This is a genomic window from Bacteroides sp. 224, from assembly GCF_010500995.1.
In the GTDB taxonomy this organism is placed as follows: Bacteria; Bacteroidota; Bacteroidia; order Bacteroidales; family Bacteroidaceae; genus Bacteroides.
Genome location: NZ_QVMK01000024.1, coordinates 14881 through 33274, shown reverse-complemented (window position 1 = coordinate 33274; position 18394 = coordinate 14881). Strand labels below are relative to the sequence as shown.

Sequence of the window (18394 nt, the reverse complement as noted above, 5' to 3'; positions counted from 1 at the left end):
AACTAAAAAAAATTATTTCTTCTTTATTAATCCTTTTAAAGCATCAATCCCTTTTTTCACGGCTTCTTCTTTTTGCTCCTCTTTTGTGGTAGTTTGGGTAGAATCTTTGGAACTTAATCCCAGTTTATCTCCCAACTTATCCAATAGCTTATCTTTGGCTACTTCCACAGCTTGTTTGGCCATACTTTCCATATCTACAGATACTTTGGGGGAAGAGAACTCACCTCCGATTTTCAAATCCAATGTAGTGTATTTGCCTACTCCTGTAGATTCCGGCAGTTTAACTTTTCCGGTATAATTAATAGTTTGGTCAAGGCCTGTAGAACCGGATAGATTCAGTACATAATCTTTCCACTTAATATCGAAGGGGTCGGTAGTTATTCTTCCGTCTTTAATATCAAAAGCCAAATTCATATCTTTTACATGCATTTCTTTCATTTCCGGTTTCTTAACTGCATCGGCAATGGCATCAATAGCTTTCACACCGCTTAGTTCCATGTTTTTGGTCGATAAGTTTCCGGAACCTTGTAAAGACGGTAGTACCGGGCTCATCTGGTTATCCAATTGGGTATTGATCGACATATTACCCGAGAAAGTTCCTTTCAGGTTCTCGAAGATAGGAGCCATTTTTTGCACCATGGCAAGCTCTTTGTAAGTTTGCGAGAAACTCAGGTCGGTCATGCGGAAAGCAGCATTCATGCGAGGATCTTTAATGTTTGTGGTAGAATAGTAACCGTTGATAACTACATTACCTCCCATTGTGTTGGTAGAAAGGTTCTTCATATCCACCTTGCCATCTTTTACAAGAAGCTGTCCGTTTACGTTATTGAATACCATTTTATCAAACAATACTTGCTTCATGTTGGCTGTCATGTTGAAGTCGATGTTCTTAGGAATTTCAATTAGAGTCATGGCGGTGGTGTCTGTAGCTGCTACGGCAGTAGTGTCGACCTCTCCGGACATGAAATCGTTGAGGTTGAAATGGCTAGAACGGATATTTAATGTTCCTTTGATGGTTTTATCTTTAAAGATATACCCCAGGTAGTTCTCAAAACGAGTATCGGCAGTGATATCGTTCTTGCCGATATTTACAGTGGTTTCGCTCAGTTGTAGATATTGTGGTGTGAATGTAAACAGTGATTGTTTGATGTCCACATCCGGAATATCTTTCAAGGCCAGTTTCATGTCGGTTAGTTTAATTGTTCCCGAAGCAATGAATTTGTCGTACAGTTCTTTTTCAACATACGACATTCTTCCTTCTATGGATAAGTCGGCATTTACCACTCCATTCAATTTCATATCTTCCAGCGGATAAACGTCTTTTACTTTACCTAAATCAAAAATACCTTTGGCATTTCCTTTGAAGTTGGCATCACTGATAGGCGTTTTAACTTCTGCTGTCAGGCTAAACGGATTTCCGGCCATGCGGAAATTAAACGAATTAATATTTATTTCGGTTAAGTCGGCACTTCCACCCGGATTTTTAGCAGAGGCTGCAATGTTGATCTGATCGACTCCGGCAGGTAAGGAAGGATAGCGGAACATGGCATTTTTAACTTCCAGGGCAGCATTAAACTGAGGAAGCGTATCACCTTGCATAATTCCTTTGGCATGTGCTTTTAGGGTAACGGTACCATCGGTTTGCAGATTCTTAAAGTCGTTGGCATAGATAGCAGGTATCAAAGATAAGATTTCCTTAAAGCCTACTTCGTTGGTATTCAAAGACAAATCCATATCCATAGCGGGATCTTGTAATTCTACCCAACCATCTACGCCTGCTTTGATTGCATTCAGACGGAATTCGTTTTGCGCCAACGTGAATTTATTGTTTTTAAGATCGGCATCTACATTCATTTTAGTGTAGAAGTTTACAGCATTAAGCAGCGCAACACCTCCTGTCTTGAAAGTTACTCCCGGCGTTTCGGCTTCTATCTTCAAGGTAGTCTGGTCGCTTCCCAGATTTCCGGAGAGAGCACCCGATAGTTTGGCTATTTCGGCATACATATTGGCTTGGCGATCGTCGTAAATTAAGTTCAGGTTGTTGATGCTTAATTCTTTTAAGCTGATGGAAAGAGCAGACTCTTCGGTAGTTACCTCTTCGGTGGATTCTTCGCTTCCATCGCTTTTCATGATGTCCCAGTTTGCTTTTCCGTCGGGCAATACAATGGCTTTGGCCCAAGTGTCTTTGATAGAAATTCTGGAAATATCGAAGTTTTCTCCAAAGAGGGAGAATAAATCAACAGCAGCAGAAAGCTCGCCGGCTTTCAGTAAAGTGTCGTTTTCGAATTCGTTGATACCCTTTAGCCAAAAATCGTTGAGGGTAACAGAGGCTTTTGGAAAGTGTTTGAAGAGGCTGATGCTTAGGCTTTTAAAGTCAAATTGGGCATTCAGCATTTTATTACCTTCTGTTTTAACTATTCCTTCAATCTTTCCGCGGAAAGCGAAAGGTAGAATAATCATAATGACTAATAATACGCCTACAATAATGGCTGCAATTGTTAATCCTTTCTTCATTTTGATAGTGTTTTAAAAATTATTTTCTCTTTTTCTTCTTTTGTAGTTCTTCGGCAAGTCGCCAATGTATAGAGGCAAGGTCTTCTTTTCCATTTCTTAAAAGTGCATCACCAAAAAGCTGATGTGATCCTGCATGGTCGGGGTTGAGTGAGGTAGCTTTATCAAAATCTGCTACGGCTCCTTCCACATTATTAGTTGCCAACCGGAGTTTGCCACGATTGTAATAACCCTTAAATTCCGAGGGAGATGTTTTAATGGCTGTATTGAAACAGGATTCTGCTTCCATATAATCCTTGTTATTAAAGAGGGTAACTCCTTTGCGTATCCAGGCTTCGGTCATTTCAGGATAAAGGCTGATAGCCTTGTCGTAATTAGCAATGGCCGATCGAATATCTTTGGCTAAGGTAATAGAATCATTGCCTAACTGCAAATATTCGTAAGCAAGCTTTTTCATTTGCTCTTGTTGAACCCGCAACTGTTCTTTCAATACAACGTTTTGTGCGCGTAATTTGTTGATGATGCCTAACTTTTTTTGTATCAGTCGTTTAATGATAGGCTTTTCAATGTCATAACGTGCGTGTATAGCCACAAAGAAATGATCGAGGAAACTTTTAAAGTCTCCTTCATCGAACGCTTTGGAAGCTTCTGCATATTCAACATCTGCCTGTGCCTGTTTCAATGCTTTGTCGATGCTCTGTCGGTTGTTGAAACGTTGTGCGAAACTAATAATTTCCGGTCGCACAAAAACATCGGCCCGGCTGATAGGCTTTTTCAATTGAATACCTTCCAACGAGGTGCATCGGCTTAACGCCACATACGCTTGTCCGCCGGCAAATACGCCACCGGTGAAATCTATCACTACATGATGGAAGGTAAGCCCCTGGCTCTTATGGATAGTGATTGCCCACGCCAATCGGATAGGGTATTGTACAAAGACCCCTAACTCCTCTTCTTCGATTTCTTTTTTCTTTTCGTTGTATTTATAACGAATGTTTCGCCAGGAATCCTTTTTTACGTCAAACTCTTTGCCGTCGTCGGTAATTACATAAATCGTTCCTTCTTCGTCAATACCGCTAACTACTCCGATGGTGCCGTTTACCCATCTGCGTTCATAATCATTTTTAATAAAGATGATTTGTGCACCGGGCTTAAGCACAAGGTCTTTGGGGGTAGGTAGACTACTTTCGGGAAACTGTCCTGTAATTTCTCCTTCAAATACAACCGGATCTCCGGGTAGCTCGGCCAGTTTTTTATCATTGATGAAATCTACATTATCCCGTCGGGTGGCTAATGTGATATACATATCTTCCTCCGACGCTTCGATTTCTGTGTGATAGCGTGTGTTTAGTAATTGAAGATCTACGGCGTTGGTGGTGTTATTTCGTATCCGGTCCAGTATATCGATAAATACTCTGTCTGTTTGGCGATATACCTTCCGAAGTTCGATCGATACTAATTCCATTTCATTAAAAACACGGGCAGAGAAGAAATAAGGGGTAGGGTAGAAGCGATTGATAATTTCTCTTTCATCGCTTTTCACTACCGGTTCCAACTGATATACATCTCCTACCAACAATACCTGTTTACCGCCAAAAGGCTGACGAAGGTTACGGGAGTAAACACGCAAGATGCGGTCAATGCTGTCGATGATATCTACCCGCACCATAGAAATCTCATCTATAATAATCAGTTCTGTTTTCTCAATGAGTTTGCGGTGCTGTTTATTGTATTTCAGGAATTCGTGTATCCTGTTTTTCTGTAAGCTGAGGTTAGGATCGTCCGGTAACAAAGGGTGAAAAGGAAGTTTAAAGAAACTATGCATTGTACTTCCGCCTGCATTGATGGCAGCGATACCTGTAGGAGCCAGTACCACATGTTTCTTCTTGGTATTCTCGCAAATATACCGTAGAAAAGTAGATTTACCCGTACCTGCCTTCCCAGTAAGAAATACGGAATGGCTGGTATATTGAATCAGGTTGAGTGCATCCTGAAACTCTTTGTTGTCGGTATCGATGGTGAAACTCACTTGATTTAGTAATTAGGAGTTGAGAGTTGAGAGTTGAGAGTTGAGAGTTACGATGCCGCATGGTAATTCTCAACTCTCAACTCTCAATTCTCAACTAAATTAAAGTGTTTTAGGGCTTTCAGTATGCCATCATTGTCTACAGAATCAGTCACATAATTGGCTACAGCTTTTACATGATCTTTGGCATTACCCATGGCTACGCCGATGCCTGCATGACGAAGCATGCTAATGTCGTTTCCTCCATCGCCAAAAGCCATTGTTTCTTCAAGCTTTATACCTATGCGTTTAATAACTTCATCTATGCCTCGGTCTTTGCCGTTTCCTTTAGCAACTACGTCGACAAATGTTGGATGCCAGCGACCGGCTTCGCAACCGGGAATCTGTGCCATGAATTCGGGTTCCTCTTCCGAGGTGATAAAGGGAGACATCTGGTAAATATCTTCCTGCAAGATTTCATCTATGGAGATTTGAGGCAACTGTTGTACAGCCAGATCTTTGGAAAATTCGTCTGATAATTGGCTTGGATTCACAAGACTCATCTTATTTTCAGTGACGAATACGCATGTTATATTTCTATCGGTAACTAATTGAACAGCTGTTTTTACGTCTGTATTGGGTATGCTGTTTTCATGAATAACCTCATCTTCGATATAACAGAACGCGCCATTCATTGTGATAAAGCCGTCAAACTTTAAATCGCCCAGATTGTTTATTATAATCTTGGGACGCCCGGTGGCAATAAATACCTTGATACCCTTTTTGCGAACTTCATTGATGGCGTCGATGGTAGATTGGGGAATGCAGTGTGTCTTAAAGCTGACCAATGTACCATCTATGTCGAAAAAAAGAGCTTTAATCATAGTTAATCGTTTTGTTTATTAGGGGCAAAGGTACGCAATTATTGCTATTTTTGTAGGAGTAAACCAAAAGAAACCCATGGTATGAAATATAATTTTGATGAAATAATAGACCGTAGTCATACGGACGCGGTGAAAGTAGAAGCCCTGGCCGAACGTTGGGGAAGAACAGACTTGATTCCGTTGTGGGTAGCCGACATGGATTTTCGTACAGCTCCATTTGTAGTTGATGCCATAAAGAAAAGATTGGAGAATGAGATATTAGGATATACCATAAAGTCGAAAGACTGGTATGTATCTATTATAAACTGGCTGAAAGAACGTTATGATTGGAAGATCAGCGCTAATATGCTGACTTATACGCCCGGAATTGTTACCGGCTTGGGGCTTGCCATTCAGTGTTTCACCCAACCGGGAGATAAGGTGATGGTGCAACCTCCTGTTTATCATCCTTTTTTCTTGGTGACAGAGCATAACCACCGGGAAGTAGTCTGGAATCCGTTGATTCTGGAAGATGGACAATACCGAATGGATATGGAGAACTTCAGAAAACAGATTAAAGGCTGTAAGCTATTTATTCTTTGCAATCCTCATAATCCGGGAGGAAGAGTCTGGACAAAAGAGGAGCTGGAAGAAGTAGCACATATCTGTTATGAGAATAATGTACTTGTGGTTTCCGACGAAATTCATGCTGATTTGACATTGGCTCCTTATGTGCATCATCCTTTTGCTAATGTGTCTGAAGAAGCACGTAATAACTCCATCGTATTTATGTCGCCCAGCAAAGCGTTTAATATGCCCGGTCTTTCAAGTTCTTATTGTATAATTGAAAATGAGGCATTAAGAGCTAAATTTCAAGAATATGTTGCAGCAGCCGAATTGGATAGCGGACATCTATTTGCTTTCATCACAGTAGCAGCCGCTTATAGCAATGGTACCGAATGGTTGGATCAGATGCTGGCGTATGTAAGTGCAAATATTGATTATTTGGAAAGCTTCCTGAAAGAGTATACTCCGAAAATAAAAATGATTCGTCCACAAGCTTCTTACTTAGTTTTTATGGATTGTAGGGAATTAGGACTTTCTCAACCGGATTTAATTAAGTTCTTCGAAGATGGTGCGCATCTTGCATTAAATGAAGGAGCCATGTTCGGGAAAGAAGGAGCCGGGTTTATGCGAATCAATGTAGCTACGCCGAGAAGCGTGTTGGAGCGGGCGCTCAATCAACTCAGAGAGGCTTATCGTTAATAAAAGTGATTAAATTTAATTATTTTTCTTCTAAATAACTGAAAAGGTGTTATATTTGCGATCTCTTAATAAAAGTAATACGATAGAACAAATAATGAAATATGGGGATCCTGAAAACCAAATAGAGTAAGGGAAAATCATTAAAATTATAACGATGAAAAAACTACTGTTTTTTACTATGAGTTTAGTGTTGTTAGCAACAGGAAATTTGAGTGCACAAACACCAGAAGACGTACAAGCCTCTAAAGAACGCTGCGAGAAATTAGAAAAAATGGAAGCTCCTGATAAAGTTGGAGTTGAAGCTATCGACCAATTAGCAGATGAAGCTACCGCTATGTTGCAAGAAGCTCTTGCCATAACACAAGAAATTGAAAAATTTAATGCTCGTTTAAGAGGAGAAGAAGTAGAAGGCGAAGAAGCTACCGAAGCTGAAGAAGGAGAAATATTCCCATCAGAAAAACATTGCGAAGCTCTTTTGAAAAGAATTGAAAAACAAGGAACTGCTGCTGCAAGCCTTGGAACTACAGCTTTGAATGCTCTTCAAGATGTGAAGAAATTAAAGAGCCCTATTAAAATTGCCAAAGGAACTAAATCATTGAAATACTCTCAGGCAGTAGTGAAGTTGGTTGCTGAAGAAGCAGTTTACCAAGCTAAAGCAACAACAGCTATTTTGCAAACTGTGAAAGAAACAGTAAATGCTATAGCCGGATAAGCAAATAGTGCAAAAATAAAATGTTTAAGCCACCTCTTAAAAGGGTGGCTTTATTTTTGATCCTCACTCATCAACTCCTTTTTTACAATCCAATATCCTACACGAGATTCCGAGATACCTTTCTTAAGTGTATAGTAACAATTTAATTTATCATTTTTAATCTTTGAATGCATATAATAGAAACTGCATTTTTTGTCAGGTTGATATTTGAACGCCAATTCTATTATATGTGTAGAAATTAGAAAAATGCTATTGGCACGTTGTTTAAGAATGTCGATAACTGCATCAGAAGCTTCAAAAGCATCTTTAGCATTGGTGCCGCGAAATAATTCATCAAACAGAATAAAAGAAGATTCATCTGGCGAAACCTTGTTTAATATTTCTTTTACTCGTAATACCTCCGTATAGAAATGGCTTTTTCTTCCTTTTAAAGAATCACTCAGGTTGATGGAGGTATAAATGTGATCGAATACCGGACAATTCATAGCCAATGCCGGAACCGGGAATCCGCAATGAGCAAGCCACACCGCGATGGAAATAGATTTCAATGTAGTTGATTTTCCTGCCATATTTGAACCTGTGAATAAACAAATAGTGCTATGTTCCATATCCCAACTGTTTTCTACCGGAGATTTAAGGCACGGATGATAGAAGTCTTTCAACCGGAGTGGGGAATGACGTAATATTTGTGGGCGACAGTAGCCTCTCTTTTGTGCCGTTCTTCTGAGTGTTTGAATAGCATCTATGGAATAAACGATATTTAATAGTGTTCTTACTGTATTTGAATATTCATAACGGAGAATATAATCAATTTGATCAATATAATGAGGGTCATCCGGCATCTGAATCGTATGAATAAGGGGTTTAAGTTTCGAACTTTCAGCTATATTCTTGATCTCTTTGCTGAAAGTTTTAATAATAATAGGATGCTCGTCATTTATTTCTTTGGAATAAGTATATAGCTTTCTAATTTGAGCAATTAAAAAATCAATGCCTCGTCTTACAATATATCTTTGGGGATCTCGTCGGAGAAGTCTCCATGCAGCCATGGCATACGAAGATAATATAGAAGAATCTACCGGAGTATCATTGCTACTCATGTAAAACTCAATGAAGTCTAATTCATCTCTATCAAATGTAAGTGTAGGAAGATTGGTGCAAAAAACAGCTTCCAATCGTTCATTGATAAGTTTCTCGTTCTTTAAGGGAGAATACAGCCAATTCTCTATGCATTTATTGCCTCCATCTGTTTCCGCATGCTTAAATAATGAAAATAAAATCTTCTCATTGTGGTTATTCTCAACAATTGCAAGATCATTCAACGTCTGTTTGTCGGAAGATAAATACATGGCATAGACAATTGGTTTTTCCAAATATATGTAATCTTCGAATTTAACCTTTTACATGCTGATATAAAGAACGTTAAATATTGATTTATTTCTTGCTTTCTCAAAAAATGACGATATATTTGTGATATCAAAATAATATCATAATCTAATCAATTTATGGAAGCAAAAGAAAAAGATTTTAAAGGTGGAGCAACAAATGGTTTTGTTATGCTCTTTGTGCTTATATTGTTATTAGCAGGTAGTATCTGGGCGTTTACTCTTGTTAAAGAAATAGGAGGAATAGCCTTTGCATTAGGACTTACAGGGGTTACTCTTGCATGTATTGGTTCTGCCGGATTTATTTCGCTTGAGCCGAATAAGGCTTGCGTAATGGTATTCTTTGGTAAGTATAAAGGAACCTTTAAAGAAACGGGGTTCTTTTGGGTAAATCCTTTCCTTAGTAAAAAAGGTCTTTCCCTTCGTGCTCGTAATCTGGATGTAGAACCGATAAAGGTGAACGATAAGGTAGGTAATCCTATAATGATTGGTCTTGTATTGGTATGGAAACTGAAAGACACCTATAAAGCTATGTTCGAAATTGATGCTCAAACCATGGCAGCAGGGAACTCTGTTCCCGGTAAGACACTTGCCGTGGCCGGAAGAATGGACGCTTTTGAAAATTTTGTTAAGATTCAGAGTGATGCAGCTTTGCGCGAAGTAGCCGGACAATATTCTTATGATGATAATGATGAGGGTGAATCCAACGAATTGACGCTTCGTTCCGGTGGTGATGAAATCAATGAGGAACTGGAGAAGAAACTAAACGAACGATTGGCTATGGCCGGTATGGAAGTGGTGGAAGCTCGTTTGAACTATCTGGCTTATGCTCCGGAAATTGCAGCAGTAATGCTTCGCCGTCAACAAGCTTCTGCTATTATTTCTGCTCGCGAAAAGATTGTAGAAGGAGCTGTTTCTATGGTTAAGATGGCCTTAACTAAGCTTTCGGAAGAAGATATTGTGGAGCTGGACGAAGAAAAGAAAGCAGCCATGGTTAGTAATCTATTGGTGGTACTGTGTGCAGATGAAGCTGCTCAACCGGTGGTGAATACAGGTACATTACATCATTAATACATCTTAATATGGTGCTTAGAGTAATTGTCAGTTTAACTATCTTGTTTTCATGTTTGTTTGCCAATGCGCAGGCTAATGAAGAACGTGCTAAACAATTATTGGATTTCTGTATGGTAGGGCAAGGAGACAGTGTATATGTTCGTCTGAATGATAATGTTCGTTCAAATCTGACTCCTGCTGTTTTTAATCAGATATTTCTTGGGTTAGAACAGCAAGTGGGTAAATATCAGTCTCATAGCGAATGGAAAACAGAGTTGGTGAATAATATGAAGATTTATTATACCGATCTTCAATTTGAAAATCTTGCACTTCGTTTTCTTACAGCCTTTGATGATGATGGTTTAGCCAATACCATTCGTTTTATGCCTGTACCAGCAAAACCTACTGCAAAGGCGGAACTTTTGAATACGGAAGAAATAGAAGAAAAGGAAATTGAAATCATTTCAGGGCAGTTAAAACTGCCTGGTATCCTTTCTTTGCCTAAAGGCGTTACCAGACCTCCTGTGGCTATATTAGTGCATGGCTCGGGGCCCAATGACAGAGATGAAACAATTGGACCCAATAAACCTTTTCGTGATTTAGCATACGGGCTGGCTAAACAAGGAATTGCTGTAGTTCGTTATGATAAGCGGACGTATGTATATAAAGATGTGGAACTTGCTTCCGATTTTGATAAGGAGACCGTAGATGATGCTTTGGCTATTATTGAGATGATGAAGAACGAGCCTTTGATCGATTCAAACCGCATCTATATAGTTGGGCATAGTCAGGGTGCTTTGTTGGCACCGAGAATTGCAGAACGCTCAAGGAATGCTTTGGCAGGAATTATACTTATAGCCGGACCTGCCCGTTCAATGGAAGATTTGATGGTGGAGCAAACAATCTATTTATCATCATTAGCTCCTTCAACTCCTGAAACAGAAAAGCAGGTTGAAGCCATTAAGCAACAGGCAATAAATGTGAAAAAAATAGGTAGGGAACCTTTCGATGAAAAAAATGGTTTAATTTTGGAGGTGCCAATCTCTTATTGGAAATTTGCCAATGAATATCGTCCGGTTGAGGTAGCTAAAAAGCTAAAGCTCCCCATGCTTATTGTTCAGGGAGAACGCGATTATCAGGTAACAATGGAGGATTTTAATCTTTGGAAGGCAGGACTTGCTAAAGCTAAGTATGTGTCATTTAAATCTTACTCCAAATTGAATCATTTATTACAAGAAGGAATTGGAAAATCGACTCCTACCGAATATAATGTTCAAACTCCTGTAGCCGAATATCTTATATCAGATATTGCAAACTGGATAAAAGAGAATTGAAACAGTAGTATTGTATATGAGTAAAAAAGAATCTTCAACCAAAAGTTTTGTACTGCGAATAGATGTGGATACGATGGAAGCCATTGAAAAATGGGCCGCCGATGAGTTTCGCAGTACAAATGGTCAACTTCAATGGATTATAAATGAAGCATTGAAGAAAAATGGACGCTTGAAGAAAGAAAAGAAAACGAAAGATAAACCCACAGAGGATTGATTTAGGTATTAATTCAGGTAAGGACTTGTATATGTTCCCTTTTGGCTTAATAGGCTTTTTATATTTTTCTTTGTAAACTACTCTGTTTTAGACCCCCATCTAATACATCATTACACCCTCATCTAATACTGTTTTAGATGGGGGTCTAAAACATATCACTTGCAGCAAAAATAATTTTGTTTTCAAGCAAACTATAACCTTTAGTTCTATTTAACTAAATAAATTAGTTTGTAAACTATAAAATTTAGTTCTTTGCTCTCAATAGATTTAGAATATGAAAGGACTAACAATAAAAGAAGAAGAGATTATGGGGTTTTTCTGGCAGAAAGGCCCCCTGTTTGTGAAAGAAATACTTGCATTTTATGATGAACCTAAACCTCATTTTAATACTTTATCAACCATTGTTCGCGGTTTAGAGGAGAAAGGATATCTTAATCATGAGACTTTTGGCAATACCTATCGTTATTATGCAGTAATTGCAGAAGATGAGTTTCATAAAGGAACACTGAAAAATGTGATCAGTAAATATTTTAACAATTCGTATCTGAATGTAGTGTCTTCTTTGGTGCAGGAAGAAGATATTTCTTTAAAGGAATTGAAAGAATTAATAGCTGAGGTAGAAAAATCTAATACTAAAAAATAATCTGATGGGAGCATTTTGTGTATACATATTAAAAGCAGCTCTTTGCTTAACCCTTTTTTATCTGTTCTACAGGTTGTTACTCAGCAAAGAAACTTTTCACCGTTTTAACCGGATCGGTATTTTGTGTATACTATTATTGTCCTTATTAGTTCCTTTTTGCAAAGTAACCATTCATCAGGAAACGGAAATTACGCAAACAGTATTGAGCCTTGAGCAGCTTTTGATGCAGGCAAATTATACTGATTCATCTCAAACTTTGCCGGAACAAACCGCCTCTTTTGCCTGGATACAGGTTCTTATGATAGTGTATTTTCTGGGTGTTTTATTTTTTATAGGTAGGAATCTTTATTCTTTAGTGCGTGTCTTGCTTTTGATAAAAGGAGGAAAGAAAGAGCAAATAGAGAAAGGTGTTACCTTAATAATACACCATAAAGAAAATTTGTCGCCATTTAGTTGGATGAATTATGTGGTAATCTCAGAAAAAGATTTGGAGGAAAGCGCAAGAGAAATACTAATTCATGAGTTAGCTCACATTAAAAATAGACACTCCTTAGACTTATTGTTGACCGAAGTTTCTACATTCTTCCAATGGTTTAACCCCGCAATATGGCTGTTAAAGCAGGAATTGCAGAATATTCATGAATATGAAGCCGACGAAACCGTTATAAAAGAAGGCGTAAATGCGAAACAATATCAACTATTATTAATAAAAAAAGCCGTTGGCACAAGGCTCTACTCTATGGCCAACAGCTTTAATCACAGTAAACTTAAAAAACGTATCACTATGATGTTAAAAGAAAAATCAAGTCCTTGGGCACGTTTGAAGTACTTATATGTGCTTCCGGTAGCAGCTATCGCAATAACAGCTTTTGCCCGTCCTGAAATCTCTAATGAACTGCAAGAGATTTCCACAGTCAAAGTTAATGATTTTGCTTCAATTATGGAAACAAAGAAGCAAGATACCATAGTCATTAACAATAATGAACGAGCCATAATTTTAGGCAAATCGGGAGAAATAGATAAAGAAAAGTTGCCATTGTTTGTTGTAGATGGGAAAGAAATCTCAGTAGATGATGCATTATTGCTGAATACCAGTAAAATACAATCAATCACTTTACTTAAAGATTTAAAATCGACAGAGCCTTATGGTGCTAAAGGAAAAAATGGCGTTATCTCTATCGAATTAATAAAGAAAGATAATACCGAAAAAGAAAGACCGGCTTTTTTAGTTGATATGAAACAACTAATTGAAGCTGCTCAAGATGTGTCGGAGAGCGACATGGCAAGACGTTTCCCGGCAACGAAAACGCAGAAAGGAGCTCCTTTAACCGTAAAAGGATTTGTTGTAAATACCAATGGAGATCCTATTCATGGAGCAACTATCTTTATTAAAGGAACAGACATTGCTACTATGACAGGTGCAGATGGCAGGTATGAACTAAAAACCACAGATGATGCTCTATTGCAGGTTTCGCATGTTGGAATGAAAGATCAGGAACTGAAACCAAAGAAGAAACTCAATATAATGATGGAGAAACAATAACTTACTAAATGAGTATAGAATGAAGAAACTTTTTATCTTATGGGTTGCTGTTGCAATGTTGTTGCTACCTGCCTGCAAACAAGCTTCCAATAAACACTCGGTTGAATCTTCCTCTTATGAAATAAAAGGAAAACTGAATGATTCAACCTATCATGGAAAAACTGTGTACCTTGTTCGTCATGACGATAATGTAAAGATTGACAGCACAGTAATAGTGGGCGTGAATTATGTTTTTAAAGGTACTACCAACGATGTTCCTACATACTGCTCGGTTGTAGAAGGCAGAGCTAACTTTGGTACTTTGATATTGGAGAATGCTGTAATTGATATGAGTTGTAAAGACTCTTTGTCTACTTCTCTAAATATGGAACTTGCCAAAATGCAGAAGGCTACGGCCAAACAACATCAAGCGGAGGCAACAGAAAGAACAGAGCTCTTTAAAAAAGTAACCGAGCCTATGGAAAAGAAAAGGCAAAATATACTTTTGCGTGAGAGAAGTTCTAAGGTGTTGGCAGAGATCTACAAATCATACTTTTTGGCCAATAGCAACAATGAAGTGGGGGTAGTGGCATTAATGGGGTATGAAAATTACGGCAACAAACAAGAACTGGCTCAACTGATAGCAAAGGCAGGCGAAGCTGTACTGTCTCGTCAAAGAGTGGAGAGAATAGTTAAGTTGAATGCCGCCTATATGAGAACAGATATAGGGAAACCTTTTGTTGATTTTACGATTGATCAGGGCGATGGCACAACAAAATCCTTCTCAGATTATGTAGGTAAAGGTAAATATGTACTGGTTGACTTCTGGGCCAGTTGGTGCGGACCGTGCCTTGCCGAAGTGCCGGTAGTTACCGAAGTGTACGAAAAGTATAAAGGAGATAAATTTGAGGTATTGGGCGTAGCCGTATGGGATGAACTGGAGAAGACAAAGGCTATTTTCGAAAAATATAAAATGCCTTGGCCTCACATCTTGAATACGCAAAAAGTACCGGGCGAGCTGTATGGATTTCAAAGCATACCACACATCATTTTGTTTGCTCCTGATGGAACTGTAGTTGCTAGAGGATTACGTGGCGAAGAACTCAAAGCAAAAGTTGCCGAAGTTATGCAGAAGTAATCATAGAGCGGAGGTACGAAAGTATCTCCGTTTCTTTTTCCGGATGAAACCATTGAATCTCCGTATCCCGTTTAAACCAGGTCATTTGTTTGCGAGAATAGATGCGAGAGTTTTGCTTGATCTTCTCTATTGCAAAAGGCAATTCCCATTCACCATCTAAATATCTGAAAAGTTCTTTATAACCTACTGTATTCAATGAATTCAGGTGACGGTAGGGGTAGACAGAACGAACCTCGTCAAGAAGTCCATCCTCTATCATAATATCTACACGCTGATTAATGCGCGCGTATAACTCTTCACGATCTCGGGTAAGACCTATCTTAATGATTCGGAAAGGTCTTTCTTTTTTCTTCTGTGTACGAAAGGAGGTGTAGGTTTTTCCTGTCATATAGCAGATTTCCAATGCATGGATAACTCGCTTGGGATTTTTTAAATCTACAATCTGATAATATTCAGGATCGAGTAACTTTAATTCTGCACAAAGACGCTCCAAGCCTTCTGTTTCATAACGTTGAAGCATGAGCTGACGAGTGTCAGTATCTACGGTTGGAATATCGTCAATACCTTTGCAAATAGCATCCACGTACATCATGGAACCGCCGGTTAATAGAACAACGTTTGTTTGAGTATATAAAGAATCCAGAAGTTGGAGGACTTCCGTTTCATATTGAGCCGCACTGTAATAATCTGTCAGTTTTAGCGTACCTACGAAGTGGTGTGGTACTCGCTGGAGTTGTTCAGGAGTGGGAGCGGCAGTTCCTATTTTAAGGTCGGCATACAGTTGTCGGGAATCCGAAGAGACGATGCTCGTATTAAATTCTTCGGCAATCCGAAGACTCAATTCGGTTTTTCCGACACCTGTAGGCCCTATAAGTACAATTAAGAATTTATTCATTAAAAGATATCGTCACCGCTATTACCGGAGGCTCCTGCATTATCTACATCAAATCCGTCCATATCGAAGTCGTCCATGTCGAAATCTTCGTCGCCGTAGAAGTTTTCACCTAAATCTACGGAACCTGATGTGGCGGCAATATCATCGAAATCCATTACTTGAGGAGGAGGAGTACCTTCCTTACGTGTAATGGTTGCTTTCTTGATTTCTTTTCCTGTGATGATTTCAGAGAGCTCAATGAAGAAGCAACGTTCTGTCAGGTAGTCGAAAATGTATAAGAGCTTTTGTTTCTCGTCTTCTACTAACTCATTTAATGGGGTATCTTTCATTACCCAACTGTCGATTTCTGAACTTGAATCCATTTCCTCAAGTGTGATTTCTTTTTCTTTCTCCCAATCATCGTCGCATATAAAGAAAGAAGTCATTTGATTATCAGTGTATCCTGTCGATTTCAAAATGGCTTCATGAAAGTCTAAGAAAGTTGCTTCCGGATCAATTTGTATTTCTCTTACGAAATCATCTACCTCATCGGATATAATAGTAAATCTGTATATCATAATTCTATCATTTATTAATGGTGTAAAATTAGCAAAAAAAGCAAAGACTACAAATACGGGCTTAAAAAAGTCCGGCTTAACTGTTAATTTGGTTAAACCGGACTCAATTATATGTGAATAATGTAATTCTTAGCGAATGATACCCCTTTCTGAGCCGCGAATAAAGTCTACTATGTATTTGATTTCGGGTGTATCTTCCAACTCCTCTTCAATCTTCACTAATGCATCTGTAGTATTTAATCCGCTTTGGTAAATGATGCGATATGCATTGTGTATTAACTCTATGGTTTCGTTAGAGAAGCCGCGTCGTCTTAAGCCGATAACGTTTATGCCGCAAAATGCAACAGGCTCTCTACCTGCAATGATATATGGGGGAATGTCTTTGCTGAAACGGCTTCCTCCCTGAAGCATTCCATATCCGCCTACCCGGCAAAATTGATGCATCAATACGGCGCCGCTGATGATGGCATGATCGTCGATAATAATCTCACCAGCCATTTTAGTGGCATTACCAATGATACAGCCGTTACCTACAATGGCATCATGTGCAACGTGTACACCTTCCATCAATAGGTTGTTACTGCCTACTACAGTTTTGTTTTTGGCAGCAGTACCGCGATTGATGGTTACGTTTTCGCGAATAGTGTTATTATCTCCTATTTCAGCGGTTGTTTCTTCGCCGCGGAATTTCAAGTCTTGAGGAATAGCACCGATAACCGCTCCGGGAAATAGGGTATTGTTGTTACCAATACGGCTTCCGTGGAGAATGCTGACATTGGCCATGATCTTGTTATTGTTGCCAATCACTACATTCTTATCAATAAATGCAAATGGAGCAATTTCTACATTTTCTCCAATAATAGCCTCGGGGTGGATATATGCTAAAGGGCTTATCATAAATATGTTAGTTATTTGTTTTTCACTATTTGTGCCATGAATTCAGCTTCGCAAACTACTTTTTCTCCTACGAAAGCATATCCTTTCATGGTGGAGATTCCACGGCGAATAGGGCTTTGTAACTCTACCCGGAAGAGCAGCGTGTCACCTGGAACTACTTTCTGGCGGAATTTTACTCCATCTATCTTCATAAAGTAGGTGGAATAACGTTCGGGTTCATCAACTGAGTTGAGAACAAGTAAACCGCCTACTTGTGCCATGGCCTCTATTTGCAATACACCGGGCATAACAGGCTCTTGCGGGAAATGTCCCGGAAAGAAGGGCTCGTTTGAGGTGATGTTTTTTACTCCGACAATATAATTAGCACCAATCTCAATTACTTTATCTACTAATTGGAATGGATACCGATGGGGTAGGAGTTCGCGAATACGATTCACATCCATAACAGGAGCTTCCTCGCAATTGTATACAGGAGCTTGTATGTCATGTTTGCGAATTTCTCTACGCATTTGACGGGCAAATTTGTTGTTGATAGTATGTCCCGGACGAGTAGCTATGATTCTTCCTTTAATGGGTTTTCCTATCAATGCAAGATCCCCTATTACATCTAATAGCTTATGGCGGGCACATTCGTTAGGCCATACCAAAGGAACATGATTGATGTAGCCTATTTTCTCGGCATCCATGTGAGGAACTCCCATTACATCTGCCAGCTTGTCGAAGTTCTCCTGAGACATTTTGCGCTCATAAATAACGATGGCATTGTCTAAGTCTCCTCCTTTAATTAATCCGGCAGAAAGCAGAGGTTCTATTTCACGGACAAAGACGAAAGTGCGGCTTGCGGCTATTTCGTCTTTGAAGTTAGTCATATCCTCTAAAGTAGCATATTGATTGGGGAGAATTTCAGAATCGTATGAAACAAGTACATTTAGGCTAAAGTTTTCGTCGGGAAGGACGGTAATCGATGAACCCGTTTCTTCGTCGCGGAATTCAATTTTCGATTTAATGATATAGAAGTCTTTTACAGCGTTTTGCTCTTGGATTCCTACTCTCTCTATTTCTTCCACATAACGTCTGGAGCTTCCTTCAAGAATCGGAAATTCAGGGCCGTCTACTTCTATTAAACAATTGTCTATTCCTAATGCATACAGGGCGGCCATTCCGTGCTCTACGGTGCTTACTTTCGCTCCGTTTTGTGCAAGTACTGTTCCTCTTGTAGTTTCTGCCACATTATCGGCAATAGCGTCGATGATGGGTTTGTCTTCTAAGTCTATGCGTTGTATTTTATAGCCATGATTTTCCGGAGCCGGATTGAACGTCACAGTCAGATTAACTCCGGTGTGAAGCCCTTTTCCACTTAATGAAAAGCTGCTCTTCAGCGTTTTTTGTTTAATCATTG

The 18394-nt window shown here is 39.1% G+C and carries 16 protein-coding genes; 8 read left to right on the top strand and 8 right to left on the bottom strand.

Annotation, left to right across the window (positions count from 1 at the left end):
- Positions 1-12 precede the first annotated feature (12 nt).
- From D0T60_RS11860 to D0T60_RS11850, 3 genes are all read right to left on the bottom strand, one after another.
- On the bottom strand, positions 13-2514 hold the full coding sequence (locus tag D0T60_RS11860; protein WP_163218376.1) for an AsmA family protein: 2502 nt from the start codon (positions 2512-2514) through the stop codon (positions 13-15).
- 19 nt (positions 2515-2533) lie between these two features.
- Positions 2534-4540, bottom strand: coding sequence for an AAA family ATPase (locus D0T60_RS11855; RefSeq protein ID WP_163218375.1), 2007 nt, complete (start codon positions 4538-4540; stop codon positions 2534-2536).
- An 83-nt stretch (positions 4541-4623) separates the two neighbouring features.
- The gene (locus D0T60_RS11850) at positions 4624-5400 is read right to left on the bottom strand and encodes a Cof-type HAD-IIB family hydrolase (RefSeq protein WP_163218374.1); all 777 of its coding nucleotides are present in this window, start codon (positions 5398-5400) and stop codon (positions 4624-4626) included.
- Positions 5401-5481: 81 nt separating this feature from the next.
- On the opposite strand from D0T60_RS11850, the gene D0T60_RS11845 reads away from it, so the two are divergent.
- Together D0T60_RS11845 and D0T60_RS11840 are read left to right on the top strand one after the other, a co-directional pair.
- Complete coding sequence (locus D0T60_RS11845; RefSeq protein ID WP_163218373.1) at positions 5482-6645, top strand: MalY/PatB family protein; 1164 nt, start codon at positions 5482-5484, stop codon at positions 6643-6645.
- Positions 6646-6799: 154 nt separating this feature from the next.
- A complete protein-coding gene (locus D0T60_RS11840) occupies positions 6800-7357 on the top strand; it encodes a hypothetical protein (protein ID WP_163218372.1) in 558 nt (185 codons plus the stop codon).
- Positions 7358-7407: 50 nt separating this feature from the next.
- Here the strand turns inward: D0T60_RS11840 and D0T60_RS11835 are convergent, their stop codons facing one another.
- Complete coding sequence (locus tag D0T60_RS11835) at positions 7408-8730, bottom strand: MutS-related protein (RefSeq protein ID WP_239059557.1); 1323 nt, start codon at positions 8728-8730, stop codon at positions 7408-7410.
- A gap of 132 nt (positions 8731-8862) precedes the next feature.
- On the opposite strand from D0T60_RS11835, the gene D0T60_RS11830 reads away from it, so the two are divergent.
- The 6 genes from D0T60_RS11830 to D0T60_RS11805 all read left to right on the top strand — a co-directional run bounded on the left by D0T60_RS11830 (position 8863) and on the right by D0T60_RS11805 (position 14646).
- Positions 8863-9813, top strand: coding sequence for an SPFH domain-containing protein (locus D0T60_RS11830; protein ID WP_163218371.1), 951 nt, complete (start codon positions 8863-8865; stop codon positions 9811-9813).
- An 11-nt stretch (positions 9814-9824) separates the two neighbouring features.
- Positions 9825-11129 (top strand): alpha/beta fold hydrolase, encoded by a 1305-nt coding sequence (locus D0T60_RS11825; RefSeq protein WP_163218370.1) that lies wholly within the window; start codon positions 9825-9827, stop codon positions 11127-11129.
- A 16-nt stretch (positions 11130-11145) separates the two neighbouring features.
- Positions 11146-11343 (top strand): Arc family DNA-binding protein, encoded by a 198-nt coding sequence (locus D0T60_RS11820; RefSeq protein ID WP_163218369.1) that lies wholly within the window; start codon positions 11146-11148, stop codon positions 11341-11343.
- A gap of 274 nt (positions 11344-11617) precedes the next feature.
- Positions 11618-11986 carry a BlaI/MecI/CopY family transcriptional regulator gene (locus D0T60_RS11815; protein ID WP_163218368.1) on the top strand — a complete coding sequence of 123 codons (369 nt, stop codon included), beginning with the start codon at positions 11618-11620 and terminating at the stop codon, positions 11984-11986.
- Positions 11987-11990: 4 nt separating this feature from the next.
- Positions 11991-13529, top strand: coding sequence for a M56 family metallopeptidase (locus D0T60_RS11810; protein WP_163218367.1), 1539 nt, complete (start codon positions 11991-11993; stop codon positions 13527-13529).
- 19 nt (positions 13530-13548) lie between these two features.
- Entirely contained in the window at positions 13549-14646 is a 1098-nt protein-coding gene (locus D0T60_RS11805; RefSeq protein ID WP_163218366.1) for a TlpA disulfide reductase family protein, read from the top strand.
- On the opposite strand, the gene miaA is transcribed toward D0T60_RS11805, so the two are convergent.
- The 4 genes from miaA to D0T60_RS11785 all read right to left on the bottom strand — a co-directional run bounded on the left by miaA (position 14633) and on the right by D0T60_RS11785 (position 18392).
- Entirely contained in the window at positions 14633-15541 is a 909-nt protein-coding gene (gene miaA / locus D0T60_RS11800; RefSeq protein WP_163218365.1) for a tRNA (adenosine(37)-N6)-dimethylallyltransferase MiaA, read from the bottom strand. The two genes, D0T60_RS11805 and miaA, sit on opposite strands and share 14 nt — an antisense overlap.
- Positions 15541-16098 (bottom strand): IS1096 element passenger TnpR family protein, encoded by a 558-nt coding sequence (locus D0T60_RS11795; RefSeq protein ID WP_163218364.1) that lies wholly within the window; start codon positions 16096-16098, stop codon positions 15541-15543. Before D0T60_RS11795 ends, miaA begins: the two co-directional genes overlap by 1 nt.
- Positions 16099-16227: 129 nt before the next feature.
- Positions 16228-16995 (bottom strand): acyl-ACP--UDP-N-acetylglucosamine O-acyltransferase, encoded by a 768-nt coding sequence (gene lpxA / locus D0T60_RS11790; protein WP_163218363.1) that lies wholly within the window; start codon positions 16993-16995, stop codon positions 16228-16230.
- An 11-nt stretch (positions 16996-17006) separates the two neighbouring features.
- Positions 17007-18392: a bifunctional UDP-3-O-[3-hydroxymyristoyl] N-acetylglucosamine deacetylase/3-hydroxyacyl-ACP dehydratase gene (locus D0T60_RS11785; RefSeq protein WP_163218362.1), complete on the bottom strand. Its 1386-nt coding sequence runs from the start codon at positions 18390-18392 to the stop codon at positions 17007-17009.
- Positions 18393-18394 lie beyond the last annotated feature (2 nt).